General features: G+C 71.0%; 21 protein-coding genes. 7 read left to right on the plus strand and 14 right to left on the minus strand.

Going from position 1 to position 22,592, the window contains the following annotated elements:
- The first annotated feature begins 19 nt into the window (after nucleotides 1–19).
- Complete coding sequence (locus ABT061_RS05745; RefSeq protein ID WP_030904158.1) at nucleotides 20–367, plus strand: helix-turn-helix domain-containing protein; 348 nt, start codon at nucleotides 20–22, stop codon at nucleotides 365–367.
- Here ABT061_RS05745 and ABT061_RS05750 read toward each other — a convergent pair.
- From ABT061_RS05750 to ABT061_RS05760, 3 genes are all read right to left on the minus strand, one after another.
- A complete protein-coding gene (locus tag ABT061_RS05750) occupies nucleotides 364–1,155 on the minus strand; it encodes a DNA-formamidopyrimidine glycosylase family protein (protein ID WP_350913082.1) in 792 nt (263 codons plus the stop codon). The genes ABT061_RS05745 and ABT061_RS05750 overlap by 4 nt on opposite strands.
- Nucleotides 1,156–1,233: 78 nt before the next feature.
- Nucleotides 1,234–1,683, minus strand: coding sequence for an RrF2 family transcriptional regulator (locus ABT061_RS05755; protein ID WP_326637143.1), 450 nt, complete (start codon nucleotides 1,681–1,683; stop codon nucleotides 1,234–1,236).
- A gap of 20 nt (nucleotides 1,684–1,703) precedes the next feature.
- Nucleotides 1,704–3,368 (minus strand): condensation domain-containing protein, encoded by a 1,665-nt coding sequence (locus tag ABT061_RS05760; protein WP_350913085.1) that lies wholly within the window; start codon nucleotides 3,366–3,368, stop codon nucleotides 1,704–1,706.
- 348 nt (nucleotides 3,369–3,716) lie between these two features.
- Here ABT061_RS05760 and ABT061_RS05765 point away from each other — a divergent pair, with 348 nt between their 5' ends.
- On the plus strand, nucleotides 3,717–4,895 hold the full coding sequence (locus ABT061_RS05765; RefSeq protein WP_350913087.1) for an ROK family transcriptional regulator: 1,179 nt from the start codon (nucleotides 3,717–3,719) through the stop codon (nucleotides 4,893–4,895).
- Between the two features lie 121 nt (nucleotides 4,896–5,016).
- Here ABT061_RS05765 and ABT061_RS05770 read toward each other — a convergent pair whose 3' ends face one another.
- Nucleotides 5,017–6,528 carry a glycoside hydrolase family 3 protein gene (locus ABT061_RS05770; protein WP_350913089.1) on the minus strand — a complete coding sequence of 504 codons (1,512 nt, stop codon included), beginning with the start codon at nucleotides 6,526–6,528 and terminating at the stop codon, nucleotides 5,017–5,019.
- A 165-nt stretch (nucleotides 6,529–6,693) separates the two neighbouring features.
- Between ABT061_RS05770 and ABT061_RS05775 the strand changes: the two genes are divergently transcribed.
- Entirely contained in the window at nucleotides 6,694–7,815 is a 1,122-nt protein-coding gene (locus tag ABT061_RS05775) for a condensation domain-containing protein (RefSeq protein ID WP_350913090.1), read from the plus strand.
- Nucleotides 7,816–7,844: 29 nt separating this feature from the next.
- Here ABT061_RS05775 and ABT061_RS05780 read toward each other — a convergent pair whose 3' ends face one another.
- From ABT061_RS05780 to ABT061_RS05795, 4 genes are all read right to left on the minus strand, one after another.
- On the minus strand, nucleotides 7,845–9,299 hold the full coding sequence (locus tag ABT061_RS05780) for a glycoside hydrolase family 3 protein (RefSeq protein WP_350913091.1): 1,455 nt from the start codon (nucleotides 9,297–9,299) through the stop codon (nucleotides 7,845–7,847).
- A 107-nt stretch (nucleotides 9,300–9,406) separates the two neighbouring features.
- Nucleotides 9,407–10,288, minus strand: coding sequence for a carbohydrate ABC transporter permease (locus tag ABT061_RS05785; protein ID WP_350913093.1), 882 nt, complete (start codon nucleotides 10,286–10,288; stop codon nucleotides 9,407–9,409).
- A complete protein-coding gene (locus tag ABT061_RS05790; RefSeq protein WP_350913096.1) occupies nucleotides 10,285–11,298 on the minus strand; it encodes a carbohydrate ABC transporter permease in 1,014 nt (337 codons plus the stop codon). The genes ABT061_RS05785 and ABT061_RS05790 overlap by 4 nt, the downstream gene beginning before the upstream one ends.
- 2 nt (nucleotides 11,299–11,300) lie before the next feature.
- Nucleotides 11,301–12,638: a sugar ABC transporter substrate-binding protein gene (locus tag ABT061_RS05795; RefSeq protein ID WP_350913098.1), complete on the minus strand. Its 1,338-nt coding sequence runs from the start codon at nucleotides 12,636–12,638 to the stop codon at nucleotides 11,301–11,303.
- Between the two features lie 207 nt (nucleotides 12,639–12,845).
- Here ABT061_RS05795 and ABT061_RS05800 point away from each other — a divergent pair, with 207 nt between their 5' ends.
- The 3 genes from ABT061_RS05800 to ABT061_RS05810 all read left to right on the plus strand — a co-directional run bounded on the left by ABT061_RS05800 (nucleotide 12,846) and on the right by ABT061_RS05810 (nucleotide 15,246).
- Nucleotides 12,846–14,018 carry an ROK family transcriptional regulator gene (locus ABT061_RS05800; RefSeq protein ID WP_350913100.1) on the plus strand — a complete coding sequence of 391 codons (1,173 nt, stop codon included), beginning with the start codon at nucleotides 12,846–12,848 and terminating at the stop codon, nucleotides 14,016–14,018.
- Nucleotides 14,019–14,259: 241 nt separating this feature from the next.
- Entirely contained in the window at nucleotides 14,260–14,904 is a 645-nt protein-coding gene (locus ABT061_RS05805; RefSeq protein ID WP_350913102.1) for a M15 family metallopeptidase, read from the plus strand.
- A gap of 81 nt (nucleotides 14,905–14,985) precedes the next feature.
- Nucleotides 14,986–15,246, plus strand: coding sequence for a response regulator transcription factor (locus ABT061_RS05810; RefSeq protein ID WP_350913433.1), 261 nt, complete (start codon nucleotides 14,986–14,988; stop codon nucleotides 15,244–15,246).
- Here ABT061_RS05810 and ABT061_RS05815 read toward each other — a convergent pair.
- Together ABT061_RS05815 and ABT061_RS05820 are read right to left on the minus strand one after the other, a co-directional pair.
- Complete coding sequence (locus tag ABT061_RS05815; RefSeq protein ID WP_350913104.1) at nucleotides 15,185–16,144, minus strand: C40 family peptidase; 960 nt, start codon at nucleotides 16,142–16,144, stop codon at nucleotides 15,185–15,187. The two genes, ABT061_RS05810 and ABT061_RS05815, sit on opposite strands and share 62 nt — an antisense overlap.
- A 389-nt stretch (nucleotides 16,145–16,533) precedes the next feature.
- The gene (locus ABT061_RS05820; protein WP_350913106.1) at nucleotides 16,534–17,931 is read right to left on the minus strand and encodes an MFS transporter; all 1,398 of its coding nucleotides are present in this window, start codon (nucleotides 17,929–17,931) and stop codon (nucleotides 16,534–16,536) included.
- An 88-nt stretch (nucleotides 17,932–18,019) separates the two neighbouring features.
- On the opposite strand from ABT061_RS05820, the gene ABT061_RS05825 reads away from it, so the two are divergent.
- On the plus strand, nucleotides 18,020–18,628 hold the full coding sequence (locus ABT061_RS05825; RefSeq protein ID WP_350913109.1) for a TetR/AcrR family transcriptional regulator: 609 nt from the start codon (nucleotides 18,020–18,022) through the stop codon (nucleotides 18,626–18,628).
- A 113-nt stretch (nucleotides 18,629–18,741) separates the two neighbouring features.
- Here ABT061_RS05825 and ABT061_RS05830 read toward each other — a convergent pair whose 3' ends face one another.
- The 4 genes from ABT061_RS05830 to ABT061_RS05845 all read right to left on the minus strand — a co-directional run bounded on the left by ABT061_RS05830 (nucleotide 18,742) and on the right by ABT061_RS05845 (nucleotide 22,591).
- The gene (locus ABT061_RS05830) at nucleotides 18,742–20,586 is read right to left on the minus strand and encodes a N,N-dimethylformamidase beta subunit family domain-containing protein (RefSeq protein WP_350913111.1); all 1,845 of its coding nucleotides are present in this window, start codon (nucleotides 20,584–20,586) and stop codon (nucleotides 18,742–18,744) included.
- A 124-nt stretch (nucleotides 20,587–20,710) separates the two neighbouring features.
- Complete coding sequence (locus ABT061_RS05835; RefSeq protein WP_350913113.1) at nucleotides 20,711–22,090, minus strand: condensation domain-containing protein; 1,380 nt, start codon at nucleotides 22,088–22,090, stop codon at nucleotides 20,711–20,713.
- 28 nt (nucleotides 22,091–22,118) lie between these two features.
- On the minus strand, nucleotides 22,119–22,415 hold the full coding sequence (locus tag ABT061_RS05840; RefSeq protein ID WP_350913115.1) for an acyl carrier protein: 297 nt from the start codon (nucleotides 22,413–22,415) through the stop codon (nucleotides 22,119–22,121).
- Between the two features lie 2 nt (nucleotides 22,416–22,417).
- Entirely contained in the window at nucleotides 22,418–22,591 is a 174-nt protein-coding gene (locus ABT061_RS05845) for an MbtH family protein (RefSeq protein WP_350913117.1), read from the minus strand.
- Nucleotide 22,592: the final 1 nt, after the last annotated feature.

A 22,592-nucleotide genomic window follows, 5' to 3' on the forward strand; every position in this document is an offset into this window, starting at 1 on the left:
GCCGGGGAGGGAGCGACAGATGGTCCTGCTGCGTCAGCTGCTCGGTGACGTGCTGCGGCGGCTGAGGGTGCGGCAGAGTCGCACCCTGCGTGAGGTGTCCACACTGGCTCGGGTTTCTCTTGGCTACTTGTCCGAGGTGGAGCGTGGGCAGAAGGAGGCCTCTTCGGAGCTGCTCGCGTCGATTTGCGGTGCCCTGGGCGTGCCGCTTTCACAGGTTCTCCGTGAGGTCTCCGACCAGTTCGCGTTGGCCGAACTCCAGCACGCTCCGGTGCTGGCGGGCGATGTCCCCGAGCGGGAGCGTCTGCCGATTCCCGAGACCGTGCCCGATTCCGTCTTCCCCGAGGTCAACGACATGGTCGCCGCCTAGCCGGTCGGTTCTTCCGGCTGGCAGTGACGGCACCAGACGATCAGCCGTTCCTGCGGCTGTGCCCCCATCTCCCCGCGACTGATCCGATGCCCGCAGCGCAGGCAAGGCCGCCCGGCCCTGCCGTAGACCCAGGTGGCCCGTCCCGGACGGGGGTCGCCCGTCGTGGTCCTGCTCGGGCGCTCCTTGTTCGCGTCCATCAACCGTCGCGCGAGCGAAACGATCGCCTCCAGATCCTTTACCGCACCCACCGGTCGCCACGGCCACACCCTGGTGAGAAAAAGCGTCTCGGCGCGATAGATGGTGCCGATTCCCGCCAGGTTGCGCTGATCGAGCAGCGCGACCCCGATGCTCGTCTCGGGCCGCCGCGCCAGCCGCCGTACGGCTTCGGCCTCGTCCCAGTCCTCTCCGAGCAGGTCGGGTCCGAGATGCCCGACGAGTCGCCCCTCCTCCTCGGCTCGGACCAGGTCGACCATGCCCAGCCGGACCCCCACCGCCTGCCACTCCGCGTTGGCCAGCACCAGGCGGACGACGTCGCCCCGGGGCAGTCCCCGCCCCGAGGGCGAGATCTGCCAGCTCCCGTCCATCCGCAGATGGGTGTGGACGGTCAGGCCGCCTTCGACGCGGGTGAGCAGGTGTTTGCCGCGTGAGACGGTCTCCAGCACCGCACGCCCGGTGAGGTCGGCCGTGGAGTGGCGCGGCACACGGAAGTCCGAGCGGGTCAGCGTCCGCCCGTCGAGTGCCCGGCAGAGCCGCAGTGCGGCCTGGTGGACGACGTCACCCTCGGGCATGGCACCCGCCGGGAGACACGTGCCGGCCGCGGGTGGGCGGTACCGGCACGATCACGGGGGACGTCGCGGGCGGCACGGTCAGTCCCAGGCCGCGGGGTCGGCGGACAGGCTGCGAACCCGCTCGGGAAGGGCCCCGGTGGCCACGTTCTCAAGCGTGACCTCTTCCAGGATCGCCCGCTCACTGGCGCGCAGCGCGATCCAGACCTGCTGCAGCGACTCGGCGGGACCCCGGTAGCCGACGTGCTCGGGCCGCTCCCCTCTGACGTTGGCAAGTGGGCCGTCAACGGCACGGATCACATCGGCCAGGCTGATCTCGGCGGGCGGGCGGGCCAGCACGTAGCCCCCCTCGGGGCCACGCTGGCCGCGGACCAGCCCGGCGCGGCGCATTTGGAGCAGGATGTTCTCAAGATACTTGGGAGGCATGTCCTGCTCTTTGGCCAGCTCCCCTACCGTGGTGGGGCCATCACCTGCGGCGGCGAGTTCGGCGGCGGCACGGAGGGCATAGTCGACACGAGCGGATAGGCGCATGTAACCGATTATCCCGCCTGCTATTGGTTACTTACGCGCGAGGTCCACCGAGACGTCGGACGGCGTCCGTCGCCCTCGGTGAGGACGGGGCCGTACGGCGACGCGCCGGTGGGTCCCGGCGCGTGCACGACGTAGCGGTGGGGGGCGATCGCGGAGGTGCGGCCCGGCAGCAGGGCGAGGCAGGCCGCGTGGATCTCCTCGGCGGTTCCTGAGGTGATGTGGCAGGTCAGAAGCCCGTCCGGAGTGCGTGCCACGAGATGGGGCCTTCCCTGGACCGCCTCACCGACGAGCCGCTCCACCGCGCGGAGGCTCACCCAGCAGGAGTCGGTGTAGATCCAGTCCGCATCACGCTCGATAGGCGAAATTCCCGATATATTCGTAATGTCGCAAGCTTGGACATCCCCGCCTCCGGCCGCGATCAGGAGCCGGGCGAGCCCGGTCCCGAAGCCCTCCGCCTGCTCCCGGCTCATCACTCGCGGATCGATCCAGAGCGTCAGATCCACTACCTCCTCCAGCCGGTTGGCCCAGAGCGCGAGGTGTGCGGGAAGCGAGGCCTCCGGCAGCCAGTCGCACTCGACCTCGGCGGCGGGCGCCGGTTCCGGCTCGGAGGCGGTGACACCGCTCATGTCGTTGAAGACGCAGTCGCGGGCGAAGTTCACCCCCCGCTCGGCGTTGACCGCCTCGATCACCTCCCAGAGCGCTGTGGAGTCGAAACGGCTGTGCTGGTACGCGGAGAGGGAGGCGCCACGGAAGCGGCGGACGGCCTCGTCGAAGGTGGGGGCGTCCAGCTCCGCGGTGATCAGCGCGTCCTGGGCCAGCGGCCCGACGTAGTCGCGCAGCTCGGGCCGTACCCGGTTGCTCGCCAGCGACGCGATCACGCAGGTTCGCTGCGTGTTCCACAGGCCGATCAGGACGCCCAGCGCGGCGAGTGTGATCGCCGATCGGCTGGCCCCCGTACGGCTCGCGATGGCTCCCAGCGCCTTGGCCGCCGGCGCCGAGCGGACCCGCAACCGGGGGCGGATCGCGTCGGCGTCGGCGCTCTCGCCGACCGTGAACATCGACTGCGGTGCCCGCCGCAGGCCGCTCTCCCAGTACCGCAGCGCCGCCTCGGTCCGGCGCAGGGCCGCGGGGGTGCTCTCGGCGGCCGCGAGGTCCAGCGGTTGCATCGGGTACGGCGCCGGTACGGCGATTCCCCGGATCAGGCGCTCCCACTCCCTCATGAGGGTGGCCAGGCCGATGGCGTCGACCGAGGTGTGGGGCAGGACGAACACCACCAGGCGAGGCTCCTCGCCCTCGGTGATCACGGCGACCCGGATCGGAAGCTCGTCCTCCAGATCGAACCGGGTGCCCTGCATCCGCAGGCCCACATTCTCGGCGACCTCGTCCGCAAGGCCGGTCCCGGCACTGTGCACCCCGACGGGCAGCGAGCCGGAACCGGCCACGACCTGGACGCCGGAGTGGATGGTGGCCCGCAGTCCCTCGTGCCGGGAGAGCAGCCGCCCGATCGCCTCGGCGACGGCGGGCAGGGACCTTCTCCCGGGGAGGCGTCTGGTGACGCGGAAGTTCATGTGCAGCGGCGGGTCGCGGAGCACGCAACGCGCCATGTTGGCCTGGCCCATGGTCACGGGCCCCTGCCGGTCCTGTGGCCCCGTGTAGTCGGCCGCGATCCTCATGACGGTATCCATGTCGAGACCTGCCTCGTCACCGGTCGGCCAGGGGCTTACTGAAAAGAATCTTTACCATTTCCGGGAGTGTTCCACGCGCCGTGTCGACGTCGCAAGCCCTTGATTTTCTGGATTCGCGGTGGTTCGCCGACTCCTGGGCGACGGTGTGCGGGCGGCACGCGAGAACCGGAGGGGCCCATCCTGGAGGACGGGGCGGTAGGCGGGGCCGCGGCGTGGCGGGGGACCCTCGCGCACCTCCGCCGGGCCTCCGCCGGGCTAAACTATCAGGAAGTCTTATTAATGAATAGAACCGTTATTCTTGCTTGAATGTAATTGCGACGGGGAAACGGCGAACAAGAGAGCATGCGTATGGAGCGACGTCCTGGCGTGCCCAGGCTATTGAGGGAGATCAACGACAGGGCCGCCCTGGAGCTGTTGCTCGCCTCCGGGCCGCTGACGCGGGGGCAGATCGGGGAGCTCACGGGTCTTTCCAAGGTGACGGCGTCCCAGACGCTCGCCCGTCTGGAAGGGCGCGGCCTGGTGGAGGTGGCGGGGGAGCAGGCGGGGGGCCGCGGGCCTAATGCCGCGCTTTATGGGATTATTTCCTCCTCGGCCTATGTGGCGGGCCTGGATGTCGGCCCGGAATTCGTCACGACCGCCATCGCGGATATCCATGGGGAGATCGTCGCCGAAGTGCGGGTGGCGCCGAACGGGCATGAGGATCCGGTCGCTCTGGTGCACAGCGGGGTGGTCAAGGCCTGCCGGTCCGCCAAGGTCGCGCTCTCCAAGCTGCGCGCGGTCGTCATCGGCACTCCGGGCGTGGTCGACCCCCGCACCGGCGACGTGCGGTTCTCCTTCGACCTGCCGGGCTGGCACGAGGGCATCCACGAGGCGCTCGCCCGCGACCTGCGCCGCGACGTCAGGATAGAGAACGACGTGAACCTCGTCGCCATCGCCGAGCGCACCCTGGGCGCCGCCCGCGAGGTCGACGACTTCGTACTCCTGTGGGTGGGCCGCGGCATCGGCCTCGGTGTCGTGCTCGGCGGGCGGCTGCACCGCGGCCGGTCCGGCAGCGCGGGTGAGATCGGCTACCTGCCGGTGCCCGGCGTGCCGCTGGCCGAGGACGTGCGGGCCGTGCCCGGCAGGCTGCCGTCGCTCGCCGGTGGCCTGCAGTCCCTGGTCAGCGCCGAGGCGGTCGCCGAACTCGCCGCGACGTACGGCTTCGAGGGGGAGAGCGCCGCCGAGTGTGTCGCGGCGGCGGTCGCGGCGGGGGAGCGGGGAGAGCCTCTGATCAACGACATCGCCGGGCGGCTGGCGCTGGGCGTGGCGTCGGTGTGCGTCGTGCTCGACCCCGGGCTCGTGGTGCTCGCCGGCGAGGTCAGTACGGCCGGAGGTGACGCGCTCACCTTCAGGATCGAGGAGGCGGTGGCCAGGAGCTGCCCGGTCCGGCCGCAGGTGGTGGCCAGCGAGGTGACCGGCAACCCGGTGCTGCGCGGGGCCGTCATAGCGGCTCTGGAGCAGGCCCGGGAGGAGATCTTCGCCTCCTGAGGCGTGTTTTGCGGATCTTCGCCTGCGCTGCGGAACGGCCGGCCGGATGCCCCGCGACGACAACGCCGCGGGGCATCCGTCCGGGCGACCGCGATAGGCGGAAAGATCCACAAAACACGCTTTAGTTCCGCGGCCGGTGGTGGCCCGCCAGGAGTTCGGCGGCGGCCCGGCCCGAGGCGGCGGTCGCGCCGTGGGTGGTGATGTGCGTGGCACCGGGGGTGGCCGGACCGGGCAGCCCCATCTCCACCACGATCGCGTCGGGGCGGCGTGACAGCAGGGCGCCCAGGCGGTCCGCGACCCAGGCGTGCCGGTGGGCGTCGCGTACCACGATCACCAGCGGGCGCCCGGCGGCGGGCGGCGGGAGCGCGTCCTCGGCACCGAGCCGGAGAGCCGTCGTGCCCGGCAGCAGCGCGGCCAGCGGCGAGGCGACGCCCCACGGGGTGGCACGGTCGACGGCGATGTTCGTCTCGGAGACGAGCTCGATCACCTGCGGCGCCGAGGGCAGCGGGAGCCCGTCGCCGCGGACCCGCAGGGCCCGCCTGGCCGCGGCGAGACCGGCGGGTCCGCCTCCCGGGTCCGCCGTCCCGGCCGTCCGGCGCCGCGCGGCGGACCAGGCGGCCAGGCGGCGGACCCGGGAGGCGGCCTCGGCCAGGCGTTCCTCGGGAAGGGTACCGTCGGCCACCGCGGCCATGATGGCGTTGCGGATGAAGCCGACCACTCCGGGACCCTTGCGCTCGCCGCCCACGCAGATCGCGTCGGCCCCGGCGGCGAGGGCGCGGACCGCCGCCCCGGTCACGCCGTACCGCCCGGCGACCGAGGGCATCTCCACGCCGTCCGTCACGATCAGCCCGTCGAAGCCGAGTTCCTCCCTGAGCAGCCCGACCAGGATGCGGCCGCTCATGGTGGCGGGAGAGTCGGGGTCGTAGGCGGGGACGAGCAGGTGGCCGGTCATCACGGCCCGCACCCCGGCCTCGATGACGGCCCGGTAGGGCGGGAGCGTGGTGGCCGCGAGTTCCTCGGCCGAGTAGGCGACGGTCGGCAGGTCGTCGTGCGAGTCGACGGCGGTGGCGCCGTGGCCGGGGAAGTGCTTGGCGCAGCCGGCCACCCCGGCGGACTGGAGGCCGGTGACCCAGGCGCGGGCGTGCCGGGCGACCAGCCAGGGGTCGGTGCCGAACGCGCGGGTGCCGACGACGGGGTTGTCCAGGTCGGAGTTGACGTCGACCACGGGGGCGTAGTTGAGGTTGATGCCCGCGGCGGCCATGTCCAGCCCGACCTCTCGGGCGATCAGCTCGGTCAGCCCGGGGTCGTCCACCGCGCCGAGTGCGAGGTTGCCGGGGCGCGAGCTGCCGGTGAGCGCCTCCAGCCGGGTGACGTCGCCCGCCTCCTCATCGGTGGCGATCACCACGTCGGGGTTCTCCGCGCGCAGGGCGGCGGTCAGCGTTCTGACCTGCTCGCCGTCCACGAGGTTCCGGGAGTAGAGCGCGACCCCGCCGAGCCCCCCGGCGAGCCGCCTCCGCAGCCAGTCGGGCGCCTCCACGCCCACGAATCCGGGTTGCAGCACGGTGTCGGCAAGCTCGGCCAGTTCGGGGCTCGCGCCATTCGGCCCGCCCGTCCGGCCGCCACGAACGATCATCAACGCCTCCGGCTTGGTTCGTCACACGTCGCTTGTCTCAGGCGTACCACATGTGTAGCATTCGGAAGGCATAAATAAACAAGAAACTTTCCTAATAATTGCCCGTCGGAGCCCGTGCCCCGGCGCCCATCCGAGGAGAGGTCACCCACGAGGGAGCAGGACAGGATGGCGCACACCCCCTTCGACCTGCGGGGAATCCCGCTGGCGCTGCACCTGAACGGTCCCGTCGACACTCCGGCGCTACTGGGCGCGTGCGCCGTCGTGGCCGGCCGGCACCCGGTGCTCGGCCGGGTCAGGGTCACCCGTACGGAGTCGACCCCCGAGGGTTACCCCGGGGTCGCGGCGGCCGAGGCCACCCGCCCGTTCGACCTGGAGCGCGGCCCGCTCGCCCGGTTCACGCTCGTCCGGGTGGGGCCCGAGCGCGTCCGGCTGCTCTTCACCGCGCACGGGCGGGTGTTCGACGCCGGCTCCAAGGACCTCCTGGTCCGCGACCTGGCCGACGCCTACTTCTCGCGTGCGCCCCTCCCGCCGCCGGACGGTACGCCGTCCGCGACGTGCGACCCGGAACGGCCCGACGGTGCCGAGGAGTTCTGGAAGGAGCGCGAGCGCGAGCCCGCAGAACCGGTCCTGCCCGGCCTGCGCGCCGTCCCGCACGGCACCGGCCCCGGTGAGATCGTCGAGATGGTGCTCGGCGCCGCGGAGTCCGGCACCCTCACCGAGGCCGCCGCGATTCTCGGCGCGACCAGGTTCGAGTTGCTCCTGGCGGCCGTGGGCGTGCTGCTGCGGGGCTACGGCACCGTCGCCTCGCCGCTCGCCCTCGACCTCGGGACCCGCACCTGCCGGACGCGCGAGCGCATCGGGTCGTTCGTCGCGCGGGTGCCGTTCGCCCCGCACCCCGGCCCTGACGAGGAGTTCCCCGCCTACCTGCGCGCGGTCCGGGCCGAGCTCCACGCCATGTACCGGTTCCGGCACGCGCCGCCGGAGCCGCCCGCCTCACCGGTGCTGTTCAGCTACCGCAGGAGGGCGGCCGTCCCGGAGTTCCCCGGTATCGGGGCGGGGGTGGAGTGGACCGTCTTCAACGGGGTGGCCCACGGCGCGCTGCACGTCCAGGCCGTGGACGCGGAGCGGAGTCTCACCCTCGGCCTCCGTTTCAACCCCGCCGTGATCGGTCACGACGACGTGTCCCAGATCGCGGGTCACCTGCGCGCGCTGCTGCGCGCCCTCGCCGCGGAACCCGGCGCGAAGGTCTCGGAACTGCTGGAGCCATCCCGCCCCGAGCCTTCCTAGGCTCGGGGCGGGGACAGGAGTACGGGCGCTCAGACGCCGAGGAGTTCGGCGGCGGCCTGCGCGTTGGCGCGGGCGGCGCCGTAGGTGGCCACGTAGGTCACGCCCTCGGGGCGCCAGATGGGCAGGCCCATCTCGACCACCGTGGCGTCGGGGCGGGCGGCCAGTAGCGCGGAGATCACCGACTTGCTGGCCTCGTAGCGATGGGCGTCCTTGACGACGACGATCAGAGAGCGGCCCGAGGCGCGTTCCAGGATGCCCGGCACGTCGGCGGCCTCCGGCTTGACCCGCAGCACCTCCGCCCGCGGCAGCAGCGGCGTGAAACCCCACGGCACGTCGCCGACCGCGATGGTCGGCGGGGTGTCCACCTCCACCACCAGCGGGTCGACCGGGGGAGGCGCCGAGCCGGTGAGGCTGACCGCGCGGCGGGCGGCGGTGAGGCCGATCACGTCCCGCTCGGCCTCACCCGTGCGGGGCGTGCCGAACCAGGCGCGCAGGGCGGACACTCGCGCGGCGGCCTCCTCCAGGCGGGTCGCGGGAAGCCGCCCGTCCAGTACGGCGGCGACGATCTCGTCCAGGATCCGGTGGACGTCGTCCTCGGTGGGGATCGGGCCGAGGCAGAGCAGATCGGCTCCGGCGGCGAGGGAGAGCACCGAGCCGCCTGCCAGGCCGTAGGTGTCGGTGACGGCCCGCATGTCGAGGGCGTCGGTGACGATCACACCGTCGTAGCCCAGCTCGCCGCGGAGCAGGCCGGTCAGGGTGGCGGGGGAGAGCGTCGCGGGGAGCCCGCCGGTGACGGCGGGGACACGCACGTGCGCGGTCATGATGGACCTGGTTCCGGCCTCGATCGCGGCGCGGAACGGCACGAGCTCGCGCTCGCGCAGCAGTTCGGCGGAGGCGTCGACGAGCGGGACCTCCAGGTGGGAGTCCTGCCGGGTCGCGCCGTGGCCTGGGAAGTGCTTGACACAGGCGGCCACGCCCGCCGACTGCAGGCCGTGTACGGCGGCGACGGTGTGCCGGGCGACGAGCGCGGCCTGAGCCCCGAACGAGCGGGTGCCGATCACCGGGTTGTCCTCGGCGGTGTTGACGTCCGCGGACGGGGCCATGTCCAGGTTGACGCCGCACCGGGCCAGGTCGTCGCCGATGGACCGGTAGACCCGCCGGGTGAGCTCGACGTCGTCCACGGCGCCGAGGGCGGCGTTGCCGGGATACGGGCTGCCGACGTGGTAGGCGAGCCTGGTGACGTCGCCCCCCTCCTCGTCCAGTGAGATGACCGGGTCGCTTGTCTCACGCAGACGGGAGGTGAGGGTGGACAGCTGCGCGGCGTCGGCGACGTTGAAGCCGAAGAGCGTGACGCCGCCGAGACCGTTCTCCAGCTCCCGCAGGACCCACTCGGGTGCCTCGGTGCCCTGGAACGCGGCGAGCAGAGTGCCGGCCGCGAGACGACGCAGCCCCTGATCGCCGCGATCCGCGATGAGCTCAGACATGGCGGTAGGTGTTCCTTACCTGAGATGTAGGGGAGCGGACATGGAACAAACAGGGCTGGTACGGCTCGCGCCTTGTGGGTACGAGCCGTACCAGCACCGATGGGGGATCAGCCCTTGACGGCGCCCGCGACGAGCCCGGAGACCATCCGCCGCTGCACCAGGAGAAAGAAGACGATGACCGGGATGGTCATCAGGGTGGAGGCGGCCATGATGCCGCCCCAGTCCACCGACCGCTGGCTGACGAAGTAGCGCAGCGCCACGGGCATGGTGTAGCTGCCCTGGTCGCCGATGAGCGTCAGCGCGAACACGAACTCGTTCCACGCGGTGATGAACGAGAAGATGCTGGTCGCGACGAGGCCGGGGGCCACCAGCGGGAACAGCACCCGCCAGAAGGTGGCGAACCGGCTCGCGCCGTCGATCCAGGCCGCCTCCTCCAGTTCCTTGGGAACCGCCGCGACGAAGGTGCGCAGCATCCAGATGGCGAACGGCAGCGTCATCGCGACGTTCACCACGATGAGGCCGAGGAGCTGGTCGTACAGCCCGGCCCGCCTGACCATCATGAACAGCGGGATGAGCAGTGCCTCGCCGGGGACCATCTGCACGATGAGCAGCAGGATCAGGAACGAGGTGCGCCCGCGGAAGCGGAAGCGGGCCACCGCGGTCGCCGCCAGCAGCGAGAAGACCGCGCCGATGAGCACGGTGCCGAGGGCCACGATGGAGCTGTTGAGCAGGTAGCGCCAGATGGAGTGGCCGGCGACGCCCTCGGTGAAGACCCGCCGCACGTGTTCGAGCGTGGGATCGGTGGGGAAGGGGATGAAGTCCGTCGTGAAGATCTGCTCGCTGCTCTTGAAGGCGGTGCTCACCATCCAGTAGACGGGGAAGACCGCGAACAGGAACACCAGGATGGCCGCGGTGTTCAGGCCGATGTTGCCGAGTCGCTTACGCTGCCGGAGATTTCCCCGCGGCCCGCGTCTGCCGTACGTCGTCATCGCACGTCCTCCGTCTTCACGATCTGGCGGACGTAGAAGAAGGTGATGAAGAGCAGGATCAGCGTCAGCACCACCGCGATGGCCGCGCCCATGCCCATCTTGGGCGGCGCGCTGAAGGCCTGGGTGAAGGCGAACAGCGACAGGTTGAACGCCTCCCGGTTGGAGGTGCCGCCCGCCAGCACGAACAGCTGGGTGAAGACCTTGAAGTCCCAGATCACCGAGAGCACGGTGAGCACCGCGAAGACCGGCTTCAGCAGCGGGAAGGTGATCTTCCAGAAGATCCGCCACGCGGAGGCGCCGTCCACCCTGGCCGCCTCGTACAGCTCCTTGGAGATGCTCTTCAGCCCGGCCAGCACCGAGACCGCGATGAACGGGAACGACGCCCAGACCACCGCGATGATCAGCACCAGGTAGATGGTGAACGCGTCGTTCAGCCACGGCTCGCCGGTCCAGTCGGAGCGGCCGAACAGCAGGGAGGAGAACCAGTCGGGCAGCGCGTTGAGCGCCCAGTTGATGACCCCGGACTCCGCGTCGAACAGCCAGCGCCAGATGATCGCGGTGGCGATCTGCGGGGTGGCCCAGGCGGCCATGATGCCGATGATCAGGAAGGTCGACATCTTCTTGCCCAGCTTGTGCAGGAGCAGGCCGACCAGCGTGCCGAGCAGCAGGGTGAGCGCCACCGTGACGACGGCGAAGACCACCGTGTTACGCAGCGAGGTCCAGAACAGCTCGGACTCGATGAGCTTCTGGTAGTTCTCCAGGCCGACGGACTCGGCCGGTACCCCCCGGATCTGCCGCAGTCCCACGTTCTGGAAGGACATGACGACCATCTGGAAGAGCGGGTAGAGCAGCAGGCCCGCGATGACGATCAGGCCGGGGACGAGCAGCGCGTAGGGGACCACCCGGACGGGCAGCCCGCCGGACCTGCGCGGGGGCGTGGCGCCTCGGTGCCCCCGCGCCGGGACGGAGGGGGAGCCCCCGTCCCGGGCGATGGTTGAGGTGTTCGCCATGGCTACTGGTTCAGGATCTCTTCGAGTTCCTTGTTGGCGTCGGCCAGCGCGGTGTCGACGTCCTTCTTACCCTCGATGACCGAGCGGGCCGCGCTCTGCAGGACCGCCTTGGTGTCGTTGGCCTCGGCCCAGTTGGTGTCGTTCGGGAAGCCCTTGGCGACCTTGAAGGTCTCGGCGAACGGCGCCTGCACCGGGTCGGACGCGTACTCGGTCAGAGCCTCCGGGTAGAGCGGCAGCAGGCCACCCTCCTTGGCGTAGCGGGTGCCGAACTCCTTGCCGGCGGCCAGCTTGACGTACTCGGCGGACAGTTCGAGGTTCTTGGTGTCCTTCCAGATGGCGATGTCGTTGCCGCCCTGGAAGGCCGGGGCCGGGCCGCTGCCGTCCTTGGCCGGGAGCGAGAAGAAGGACATCTTCGAGTCGTCGACCTTGCCGCCGCTCTGCTCCTTGATCGTGGTGATGTCCCAGCCGCCGGTCACGTACATGCCGACCTTGCCGTTGGCGAAGCGGGTCGCGATGTCCACCGAGTTCTGGGTCAGCGCGGACTTGCGCGAGACGCCGTGCTTGGTCACCAGGTCGGTGTAGTACTGGAAGCCCTCCTTGAACCCGGGCTCGGTCAGCTTGCCGACCCACTTGCCGCCCTCGAACGCGGCGAAGTCGCCGCCGGCCGACCAGACGAACGGGGAGAGCGACATGTTGGCGTCGGAGCCGCCGTTGAAGGCGAAGCCGTCGACGTCCTTGCCCTTCTTGGCGACGATCTTCTTGCCCGCCTCGACGAGCTCCTCCCAGGTCTTGGGCACCTCGATCTTCAGGTCCTCGAACCAGTCCTTGCGGTAGAGGACGGCGCGGGTGCCGCCACCCCACGGGGCGGCGTAGATCTTGCCGTCCACCGTCTCGTAGCCCCACAGGTTCTGCGGGATCTGCTGGAAGTCGGGGGCGGCCTTGACGATGTCGGTGATGTCGGTCAGCGCGTCCTGTGCCACCCAGGCGGCGACCTGGTCGTTGCCGAACTCGGTGACGTCGGGGCCCTCGCCGCCGGCGAGCGCGGCGGTCCACTTGGCCTGCGCGTCGGGCCACGGCACCCACTGGAGCTTGACCTCGGCGCCGGTGGTCTCCTTGAACTTGGCGTTCAGGTCGCCCATGAGCTTGTTCTGCTTCTCGTCCGGAGCGCCGAGGCGCCAGACGGTCAGGGTCTGACCTGCGAACTTGGGTCCGGACGCGGCGGGTGCCGACGCGTCGGAGCCGGCGGCCGGGGTGGCGGGCTCGCTGCTGCCACACGCGGCGAGACCCAGGGCGAGGGCGGCCGTGGTGGCCGTCGTGGTGGCGATTCTCGCGAACTTCACTGGAGTTCTCCCTTTCAGGCTTTCGCCGGAGTTTGCGCTCATCTGTTATGGCCGGGGTCCCCGCGACCCTCTGCACTCACTGGGAGCTGTCGGAACTGTCACAACCCGCGGTCCCGATCACTTGCCTGCGGGCTGGCTAGGGATAAACTAACAAGAAACTTTCTTAAAAGAAACGATCGTTAGCGGATCGTGACGGGAAGGACGGCCTTGTCCACACGCCCGGGGACCCCCCGGTTGCTGCGCCAGCTCAACGACCGCGCGGCGCTGGAGCTTCTGCTGTCCAGCGGCCCGCTGACCCGGGCTGAGCTGGGAGAACACACCGGGCTCTCCAAGGTGACCGCGGGTCAGCTGCTCGCCAGGCTCCAGGAGCGAGACCTTGTCGCGGTGGTCGGCGAGCAGGCCGGCGGGCGCGGCCCCAACGCCGCGCTCTACGGGGTGGTGCCCTCCTGCGCGTACGTGGTCGGGCTTGACGTGCTCCCCGACCGGATCAGCGCCGGGATCGCCGACATCACCGGCACACTCGTCGCCGAGGTCTCGGCCGACCCCAGCGGGCACGACGATCCGGTACGGCTGGTGCGCGGTGCGGTCGGTCAGGCGTGCGGGGCCGCGGGCATCGGCGCGGACCGGCTCCGCGCCTTCGTGATCGGCACCCGGGGCGTCGTCGACCCCGGCACCGGCGACGTGCGGTTCTCCTTCGACCTGCCCTCCTGGCACAACGGCGTGCTCGCCGAGCTCCGTCGCGACCTCGGCGTCCCGGTGACGATCGAGAACGACGTGAACCTGGCCGCGCTGGCCGAGCGTGCGCACGGCGCGGCGCTGGGCGTCGACGACTTCGTGCTCGTCTGGGCCGGGGTCGGCCAGGGGCTCGGCGTCATGCTGGGCGGGCGGCTGCACCGCGGTTTCACCGGCGGCGCGGGTGAGATCGGCTGGCTTCCCGTCCCGGGCGAGCCGCTCCCCACCGACGTGAGCGAACCCCAGTCGGGCTCGTTCCAGCGCCTGGTCGGCGGCGACGCCGTGGCCGGGCTCGCGAGCGCCTACGGCATCGGTTCCGCCGCCGACGCGACTCCTGTGGGGGAGCGGGTCCGTACGGCCGTCGCGGAGGGTGCCGAGGCCTTTCTGGACGAGTTGGCCGGGCGGCTGGCGGTCGGCGTCGCCGCGGTCGCCGTGGTCCTGGACCCCGGGCTGATCGTGCTCAGCGGCGACGTCGGCAGGGCGGGCGGGGACGCGCTCGCCGCCAGGGTGCAGGATGCCGTGGCCCGGGTCTGCCCGAGCCAGCCCAGGGTCGTGGTCTCGCGGGTCAGGGGCAACCCCGTGCTGCGCGGCGCGCTGGTGTCGGCGCTGCAGCAGGCTCGGGAGCAGGTGTTCTCCGACACCGTCTGACGTTACCGTCTGACGTTCTTCCGCCCGGAGGACGCCGGCGGCAGATCCGTTCTCGATCCTCGCGGGTTCCCTGCCGGACGACGACACCGGACGACGACCCTGGACGACGGCGGCGGCCGGCGGGGTTCCGGAGCGCCGCTCTACCGGGAAGGCCGAAGTTGACGATCCGCCGACCGGGCCGTGCCCCCCTTCTGGAGAACCGGGTCTCCAACCGGCAGGTGTTTGGTGAAGAATTGCCGTCATGCGTGACATCGTGCTGATCTCCGACGCCCGAGTCGCCTCGATCCCCGTCGAGGAGTCCGGTGAGCCCTTGATCGACGTGCGGGGGCGATTGGAGACGGACGGGCGGCTCGCCGACGCCGAGGGGGCCTTCGCCCACCTGCGGCTCGGGCTGCTGGACCGGCTGGAGAAGGCGCAGGCGCAGCTTCCCGGGGGATACCGGCTGCTGGTCGTGGAGGGCTACCGGCCACTGGCGACCCAGAAAAAGATCTTTGATGACTACTCGGCGGAGCTGCGGGCGACATTTCCGGAAATGTCGCCCGCGGAGCTCCGGAGTGCGGCGAGCCGCTACGTCTCGCCCGTCGAGATCGCCCCGCACACCGCGGGAGCGGCGGTCGATCTGACCCTGTCCGCCGAGGACGGGACCGAGCTCGACATGGGCACCCCGCTCAACGCCACCCCCGAGCAGAGCGGCGGCGCCTGCTACACCGAGGCCCCCGGCCTGTCGGCCGAGGCCCGGCACCACCGCAAGATCCTCGGCGCGGCCCTGGAGGCGGTCGGCCTGGTCAACTATCCCACCGAGTGGTGGCACTGGTCCTACGGCGACCGCTACTGGGCCATGACCACCGGCGCCCCCTGCGCCGTCTACGGCCCGACCTCCACCTGACCACGGCCACTCGCCCGTCCGGCCGCGATCCGCCCCGCCGTCGATGAACCGCTCTCGCAGCTCATCACGGACGAACGCCGGATCCTCGATCTCATCGCGGCGGGGTTGTCCAACCGCCGGATCGCCGAGCGCCTGGCCCTGTCACCGAAGACCGTCCGCGACGACGTGTCCGATGTCTTCGCCAGGCTCCAGGTCGCCGACCGCGCCCACGCCGTCATCCACGCCCGCGAAGCGGGCCTCGACCGCCGGGTCGGGGCGTCCGGCGTCGACGGGAGCGGCGTCAGGGACGGACCGCGCCGAGGAGCCGGCCCCACCAGTAGTCGTCGAGGTCGACCACTTTGATGATGTCGCCGGTCCGCGGGGCGTGCACCATCTTGCCGTTGCCCGCGTACATGCCCATGTGGCCCAGCCCCTTGCTGAAAAGCAGGTCACCGGGCTGCAACCGGTTCAGATCCAGGGGTACCCGTCTGTTGGCCCCCCAGCTCCACTGCTCCCAGGTGGTGCGGGGGATGCTGACCCCGGCGTTGCGCCAGGCGGTTTGCGTCAGGCCTGAACAGTCATACGATCCCGGCCCCTCCCCGCCCCACTGGTACGGCTTGCCGATCTGCGCGTAGGCGAACTGCAGAGCGGTCCTCGCGTTGCCGGAGGCCGAGCCGGTGTAGGTGATGCCGGCACTGTTGGGGTCGCCGACCCGGAAGGCGCCGAGCCTGCGCAGCAGCTTCGTCTGCTCGGCGATCAGGCGCTTGGTCCTGGTCCTTTCCGCGGCCAGCGTGTCTCGCGCCTTGTCCGCTTCGGTCAGCGCGTCCTTGGCCTTGCCGTGCTGCACTCTGAGGGTTCGGGTGGCGGTGTCGAACGTACGCAGCGACTCCGCGTGCCCGGCCGATATCTGGTCGACCGCGGCCATGCCGCTCAGCAGCGAGCGTGGGTCGTCGCTGGAGATGAGCCCCGCCCCGCCGCTCAGCCCGCCGGTCTGGTAGGTGCTGACGGCCAGCGTGACGAGGTTGCGGCGCAGGGCGTCGACTGATTCGCGCTGCTGACCGTAGGCCTTGTTCAGCTTGTCGTAGTGCTTCTTGGCCTTCTTCCAGCGCTCGTTGGCCAGGTTGTAGCGGTCGACGATCTTGCCGGCCTGGTCATTGAGCTTCGCGAGTTTCGCCCTGGCCTGGGAGAGGCTGGGCTGTGGCTCGGCGACCGCTCCGTCGAGAGGTGACAGCAGGACGGCGATCACGACTCCCGCCGCCACAGGTATCCGTCTGACTCGCACCGGCATGCCTGCAACGGCCACTGTGTGATGCCTTTCCTTGTCCCGATGTCGGGCGAAATGCTACAGAAGCAGCACAGGCTATTCACCCTTTACTCCGTATTTCCGCATCGGTGCGAGACGATCATGCTTGGCGTCCGGGCGGGGCTGTGGATCCGCCCGCGATGCGCCCTGTCGCATGTTCACTGCTCAACACGGATTTCCGAAGCTTGTTCGGAGGCCTTACCGGCTGCCGACCCGCCTGAGGGTGAGAGGTCGTTGGTCGAACGGAATGACTATCGGCCGTAGTAGAAGGCACTCTATGTCGTGCCGGGCAGCCGAGTGTGTGCGGTCGGTGCGTTGGGGGATAAACCGGCCTCGGCGGTGTCTCATCAGCCTGTGTCGGCTCGGCCGGGTGTCAGGACGGCGGCCACGAGGGCCGCGGCGACCGCGGTGACCGCGGCGAGGATATAGCCGCTGGTGAACCCCGAAAGCGTGTCCCCGATCAGGCTGGCCGCTGCGACGCTGGAGATGGCGGCGGCTCCGATGGAGGCGCCGAACTCGTGGAATGTGCTGACGATGCCGGAGGCGATGCCGGATTCGTGCGGGGCCACCTGGCCCAGAGCGGTCGCTGACGCGACGACGAAGAGTGCGCCGGCCCCGGCGGCTGCGAGCGCCGTGCCCGCCACCACGGTCGCGGTGTGCATCGACAGGGCGGGCACGGTCATGCCGATCGCGGCGATGAGCAGCCCGGTCACGGCGAGCCGGCGCGCTCCCGCCCTGGCGATGGCCCGGCCGGTGAGGTTGGCGCCGAGCATCGTCGCCACCGCGACCGGGAGGAAGAGCAGACCGGTCTGCAGAGCGCCGAAGCCCTGCGCGTGCTGGAAGTAGAAGGTGCCGAGGAAGAACACCGCGATCATCAGCGCCGTTGCCATCATGATGAGGAACGTGCCGGTGGCCACCGGGCGCCGGGCCAGCAGCGTGAGATTCATCAGGGGTGACCTGGCGGTCTTCTGCCTGGCCACGAACATCAGGTAGCCCATCACGGCCGCCGGCAGGAGCCACCCGGTCGTGGCGGTGAGCCACCCGTGGTCTCCGGCGCGGGTGATCGCATAGATCAAGGCGCCGGACGAGGCGGTGACCAGCAGTGCACCGGGCACATCTAGCCGGGGCCGAGGCGCGGCCACGGCCTGGTGCGGCAGCATCCGGGCAAGAGCGGTGAGGATCAACAGCCCGATGGGCACGTTGACGTAGAAGACCCATGGCCAGCCCGGGCCGGCGGTGAGCAGCCCTCCCAGCAGCACGCCGAGGGCCGCGCCCCCACCGCCGAGCGCGGACCAGACACCGAGCGCCTTGTTCCGCTCGTCACCGTCGAACAGGGTCACCACCAGCGACAGGGCCGACGGGGACAGCAGCGCCGCGCCGAGTCCCTGCGCGATGCGGCCGCCCAGCAGCATGCCGGCGGAGTCGGCGAACCCGGTCACCAATGACGCCGCCGTGAAGATCAGCAGGCCGGCGAGTACCACTCGCCTGGCCCCGATCAGGTCGGCGAGTCGTCCGCCCAGCAGCATCAGGCCGCCGAACGTCAACGTGTACGCGCTGACCGTCCACGTCAGCGCCTCGCGACTCAGGCCCAGGTCGGTCTCGATGTGGGGGAGCGCGATGGCCACGACGGTGACGTCGAGGATCAACATCAGCTGGGCCACACCGAGGAAGGCCAGGATGCGCCATCGCGACGGATGGGCCGGCCTGTCCTGTGGAGATGGTTCGTGGATCTCATGCTGCGTCATCGAGGGCCTCCGGCTAACTCGTATGCCAATGTACGACTTCGAGCCGTGAGAGTAACACGTATATCTCCGTACGAGTTAGAGTGGTGGCATGCCTACCGTCTCTGCCGGTCCGCGCCGGCGCGCGGACGCCGAACGCAGCATCGCCCGCATCGTCTCCGCAGCACGCAAGAGCCTGAGCAGCGATCCGGACGCGAGCGTCGACGACATCGCCAAGGCCGCGGGAGTGGGCCGGATGACGCTGTACGGCCACTTCCGCACCCGGGCGGAACTCGTCGAGGCCGCCCTGGTCGACGCCCTGCGCGCCGGTGAGGAGGCGTTGTCGTCCATCGATCTCACCGGGGACGCACGAGAGGCCCTGGACCGATTGCTCGGCTCCAGCTGGTCCCTGGTGGCCGAGTCCATGGCGTTGCTGACCGCCGCTCAGAAAGCTCTTCCCGCCGGGCGCGTTCGTGAGTTACACGCCGCCCCCGCGCAGCGTGTCGAAGAACTCATTCGCCGTGGCCAGGACGACGGCGTGTTCCGCATCGACCTACCGATCTCCTGGCTGGTCAATGTCCTGCACTACATCCTGAAAGGCGCCGCGGAGGAGAGTCGCACCGGGAGCCTGGAGAGGGGGGATGCCGCCCGCCTCGTCATAGCGACGGCGCAGTCGATCCTGGTCGCCTCCCCACCGGACTTTCACACATCACCGAGGTAGCGCCATCGCGTAGACCCCGCTCTCACCCAGATGTCCTGTCGTTGCCATGTCCTTCGCCTCGCGACGTACCACCCGGCCGTTCCTCGCCGCGGCGGGATCCGCGGGACCAGTACCTAGGGTGTGGGGGTCCGCCAGCGCAGTGGGCCGTCGGGAGTGGTGCCGATCAGGCGGCCGGCGTGGGCGGTGAGGGTGGTGCTCCCGGCGGCGGAACACAGGTCGGCCCACTCGCCGGGTCCCGGCAGTGGCAGCCGGGTGCGGACGCGATCGGCGCTGTCGACGGCGTAGAGGCGGCCGTTCATGGCGGTCATGGCCACCGCGCCCGTCGGCCCGCCCGCGAGTCCGCCCGTGCTCTCGTCGGCCGGGATCCACTCCGCGGTGTCCGGAGGCAGGTACCAAAGCCCGCCGGCGGCGGTGACGGCCCACAGGTCGCCGTCCACCAGGGCCAGCCCCACCCCGCCCGGCGGGGCGTCGCCGAGCGTGACCCAGGGGGCCCGCGTGCCCGGGTCGCGGTAGACGAGACGGCCGTCGCCGGTCAGCCCGTACAGGCCGACGGGCCTGGTGCCGGACGCCTCGCGCGGGGTGGCCATGGCCACGACGCCGCCGCCCGAGTCGATGCGGCGCCAGCGCAGGTTCTGGCCGCAGACGTCCCTGCGGTACAGCGCGTCGTCGGTGCCCACCCCGTACAGCCGCGAGTCGCACGCGGTCAGCGCGCGGATCGAGCTGCCGGGGCCGATCACCTCCCAGCCGGAGACGCGGCGGGAGAGCCGGTCGAGCACGTTGCGGGTGATCCGCTCCACCGCCGGGTCGTGCAAGGTGTTTCCCCAGTTCACGGTGGAGGCGGTGAACACGGTCCCGGCGCCGAGGCCGAAGACGCCCATGGTGGCCATGCCGCCCTGACCGTACCGGTGCCAGTGCCGCAGGTCGGCGGTGGCCAGGATGACGAAGGACGGCGGGGTGCCGTCGCGCCCGGTGGCCACCGGCACGCCGTCCACCTCGGTGAAGTCGCAGGCATCGGTCTCGTAGCCGATGGCGCCCCTGCCGAACGTGTCGCCCTCGCCCAGCTTGGTGCCCTCGAACACCCAGTGTTCGGGGAAGCGGACCGTGTAGGACTCCTCGTGCATGAGCCGCATGTACGGACCCCAGGTCCCCGCGCCGTGCCGGAAGCTGACCCCGGTCAGGCTGTTCTCCGGACGGTTCACCGGCGCGCTGGACCACTCGACGGTGGTGAGGGCGGGATTCACCGTGGCCATCGGATCGGCGACCGCGTCGCGGTAGCAGACCATGGTGCGCCCGTCGTCCTCCAGCCGGAACTGCCACCAGCAGGTGTTGCCGGAGAAGACGGCCAGGTTTCCACCCCGGCCGACGAACTCCTCGACGCTGTCGCGCATCCCCGCCGACCAGTACTCGTCGTGCCCGCTGACCATCAGCAGCCGGTAGCCGGCCAGCAGTTCGCGCCCGGAGTGCAGGTCCAGGGCGGAGCAGTAGTCGACGTCGTATCCGGCGGGACCCAGCCAGCGGATCATGCCCTCCTCCCAGCGCTCGGGCGGCGGCCCGCCGCCCGGCCGGTCGAAGGAGACGCGCGAGGCCCGGGTGGCCTGCTCGGTCCAGTAGATGGACTCGCCGGGGATGCCCGCCCGGTTGTACGCCTGCCAGGTCGGGAACGGGATCGACAGCAGGATCGGCGAGTCGGCCCTGGCGGCCCGTACGACGAAGTAGACCTCGCAGACCCCCTCGTCGGCGGTGAAGATCGCGCGGTAGAGCGAGCTGGGCCAGCCGGCGGAGACGTCGAGCGTCCAGGACGGGCCGGTGAACTCCCCTTCGAGCACCGCCAGGTCCGTGGCCACGTCCTCGATCAGCACCGAGCCGCGCAGCGGGGCCCGGGAGGCGCGGGCGAGGTGGAAGCGGAGTGAGCCGCCCTGGACGCAGGACGTCGACTCGGCGTAGGCGTGGACCGTCATCGGGCTCCGGTTCCGGGCAGGAGGCCGGGCGGTGGGCGCCGGCCGGGGTGGGCGTGGACCGTCATCGGGCATCTCCGGCGGGGAGCACCCGGGTTCTGGTCCGAGGGAGGAAGTGGCGGAGGAGTCAACCGACGGGCTCCAGCACCTCGCGGAACGCGGCCTCGACCAGCAGGGACTCCAGATCGAGGAGATAGCGTTCCATCGCGGGGCGGGACAGGTGGCGGGTGTCGGCGGTGAGCGAGACGCCCAGCCCGCCGGGCTCGCCGGTCACGTGCAGGCAGAACCGGCAGTTGAGCCTCTCCTGGCTGAGCGGCCAGGAGAGGGTCGTCTCCGCCAGCGCGTCCCGCACGGTCCGCTCGTCGGGGGAGGCGTCCACCTGGTCGGCGAAGCGCATGTCGTTGAAACAGCAGTACGGGTGGATCGGCGTGCCCCGCTCCCGGCTGATCCGCGCGGTGATCCCGTCCCGCTCGGCGGGGTCGTGGTAGGCGGATCGGTAGGCGCGCAGCGCGGCGGGCTTGGCCGCGCGCAGCAGTTCGGTGAAGTCGCCCCGGCGCAGGTCCAGCACGAACAGGCCCTCCTGAGAGAGCGTGGTGACGGCGCCGGCCGTGTCGCCGCGGAAGCGGTTGCCCACGATCGGCAGCATCGCGCACACGTCGTGGCCGTTCACCTGCCCGGCCAGTACCGACGCGGCGGTCAGCAGGACCGTCGAGGTGCTCGTGCCGCGCACGGCGGCGATCCGCCGCACCGCCAGGTCCATCGCCCGCGAGACGAGTCGCGCCCGCCAGATCGGCGGATCCGCGGGTACGTTCTCGCGCCGGTCGAACATGGTCGGCGGAATGCGCCGGTACTCGCTCTCCCAGTGTTCGGCGGCGATCCTCGCGACCTTCAGACCCCGCTCGGAGCCCTGCCAGCGGGCCAGATCCAGCGGTGAGGGCGGGGGCGGGCCCGGCAGGGAGCCGCGCAGCAGGAGCAGCCGCAGGTCCGTGACCGCCACCTCGGCCCCGAGGCCGTCGGCGGCCAGATGGCAGAAGACGAGCACGATGTGGGTGACCTCGCCGCGCTCGACGACGAGCCCGATCCGCAGCGGCCACTCGTTCCCGTAGTCGAAGGCGGTCTGTGCCAGCGTGTCCCGCAGCCGCTCGGGGTCGCCCTCGGAGACGGTGACCGGGACGGCCCCGGTGGTCTCCAGCACCTGCCACGGCTCCGTGCCGCCGCCTCCGTACCCGTGAGCCTTCGCGGGGTCCTGAAGGTACGGTCGCGCGGTTCCGTACGGGGGCTCGCCCAGCCTGGTGCGCAGCGACTCGTGCCGTTCCACCAGCGCGCGCAGCACCTCGGCGGCCCGCGCCACGGTGAGCGGTCTGGCCCGCCGGGGCACGGCGAGCACCCGGCCGAAGTTGAAGTAGTGGTCGTCCGGCGCCGTCCTTTGGATCGTGTCCCAGATGGCGCGCTGCCCCCAGGTCAGCGGTGCCGTCCCCGATCGGTTCCCCGAGAACCGGATGTCCATGTGCTCCCCCTGTTGTAGGAGTCGGAGGTCAGGAGCGCGAGCGCCGTGCCTCGTCGATGTGGCGCTCCAGCGCGTCCAGGTCGTCCAGCAGGTCGAGCCCGTCGCCCGACAGGTCGATCTCCACCCCGAACTCGGTCTCCACCGCGTCGATCAGCCGCATCTGCGCCAGGGAGGTGACCCCCAGCGCGGACAGCGGGACCGTGGCGGTCAACGCCTCCCCGGCCGTGACCGCGCCGTCGGAGGCCGAGGCCACCATCGCCGCCAGCCGTTCCCTGACCATGACGATCTCCTCTCGTACGCTCCCCGGCACCACTCGGTCGGACATCTTCAGGACCTCCTCGCGCTGAGCGGGCGCAGGTCGGTCCAGACGCGGTCGATGTGGGCGAGACAGTCCTCCCTGGTACCGCGGGCGCCCTCGTGCCGCCAGCCGTCCGGCAGGTCCCGGCCGTCCGGCCAGATCGAGTACTGCTCCTCGTGGTTGACCACGACGTGGTAGTCCAAC

The sequence above is a fragment of the Streptosporangium sp. NPDC002544 genome (assembly GCF_040295965.1).
Taxonomy (GTDB): domain Bacteria; phylum Actinomycetota; class Actinomycetes; order Streptosporangiales; family Streptosporangiaceae; genus Streptosporangium.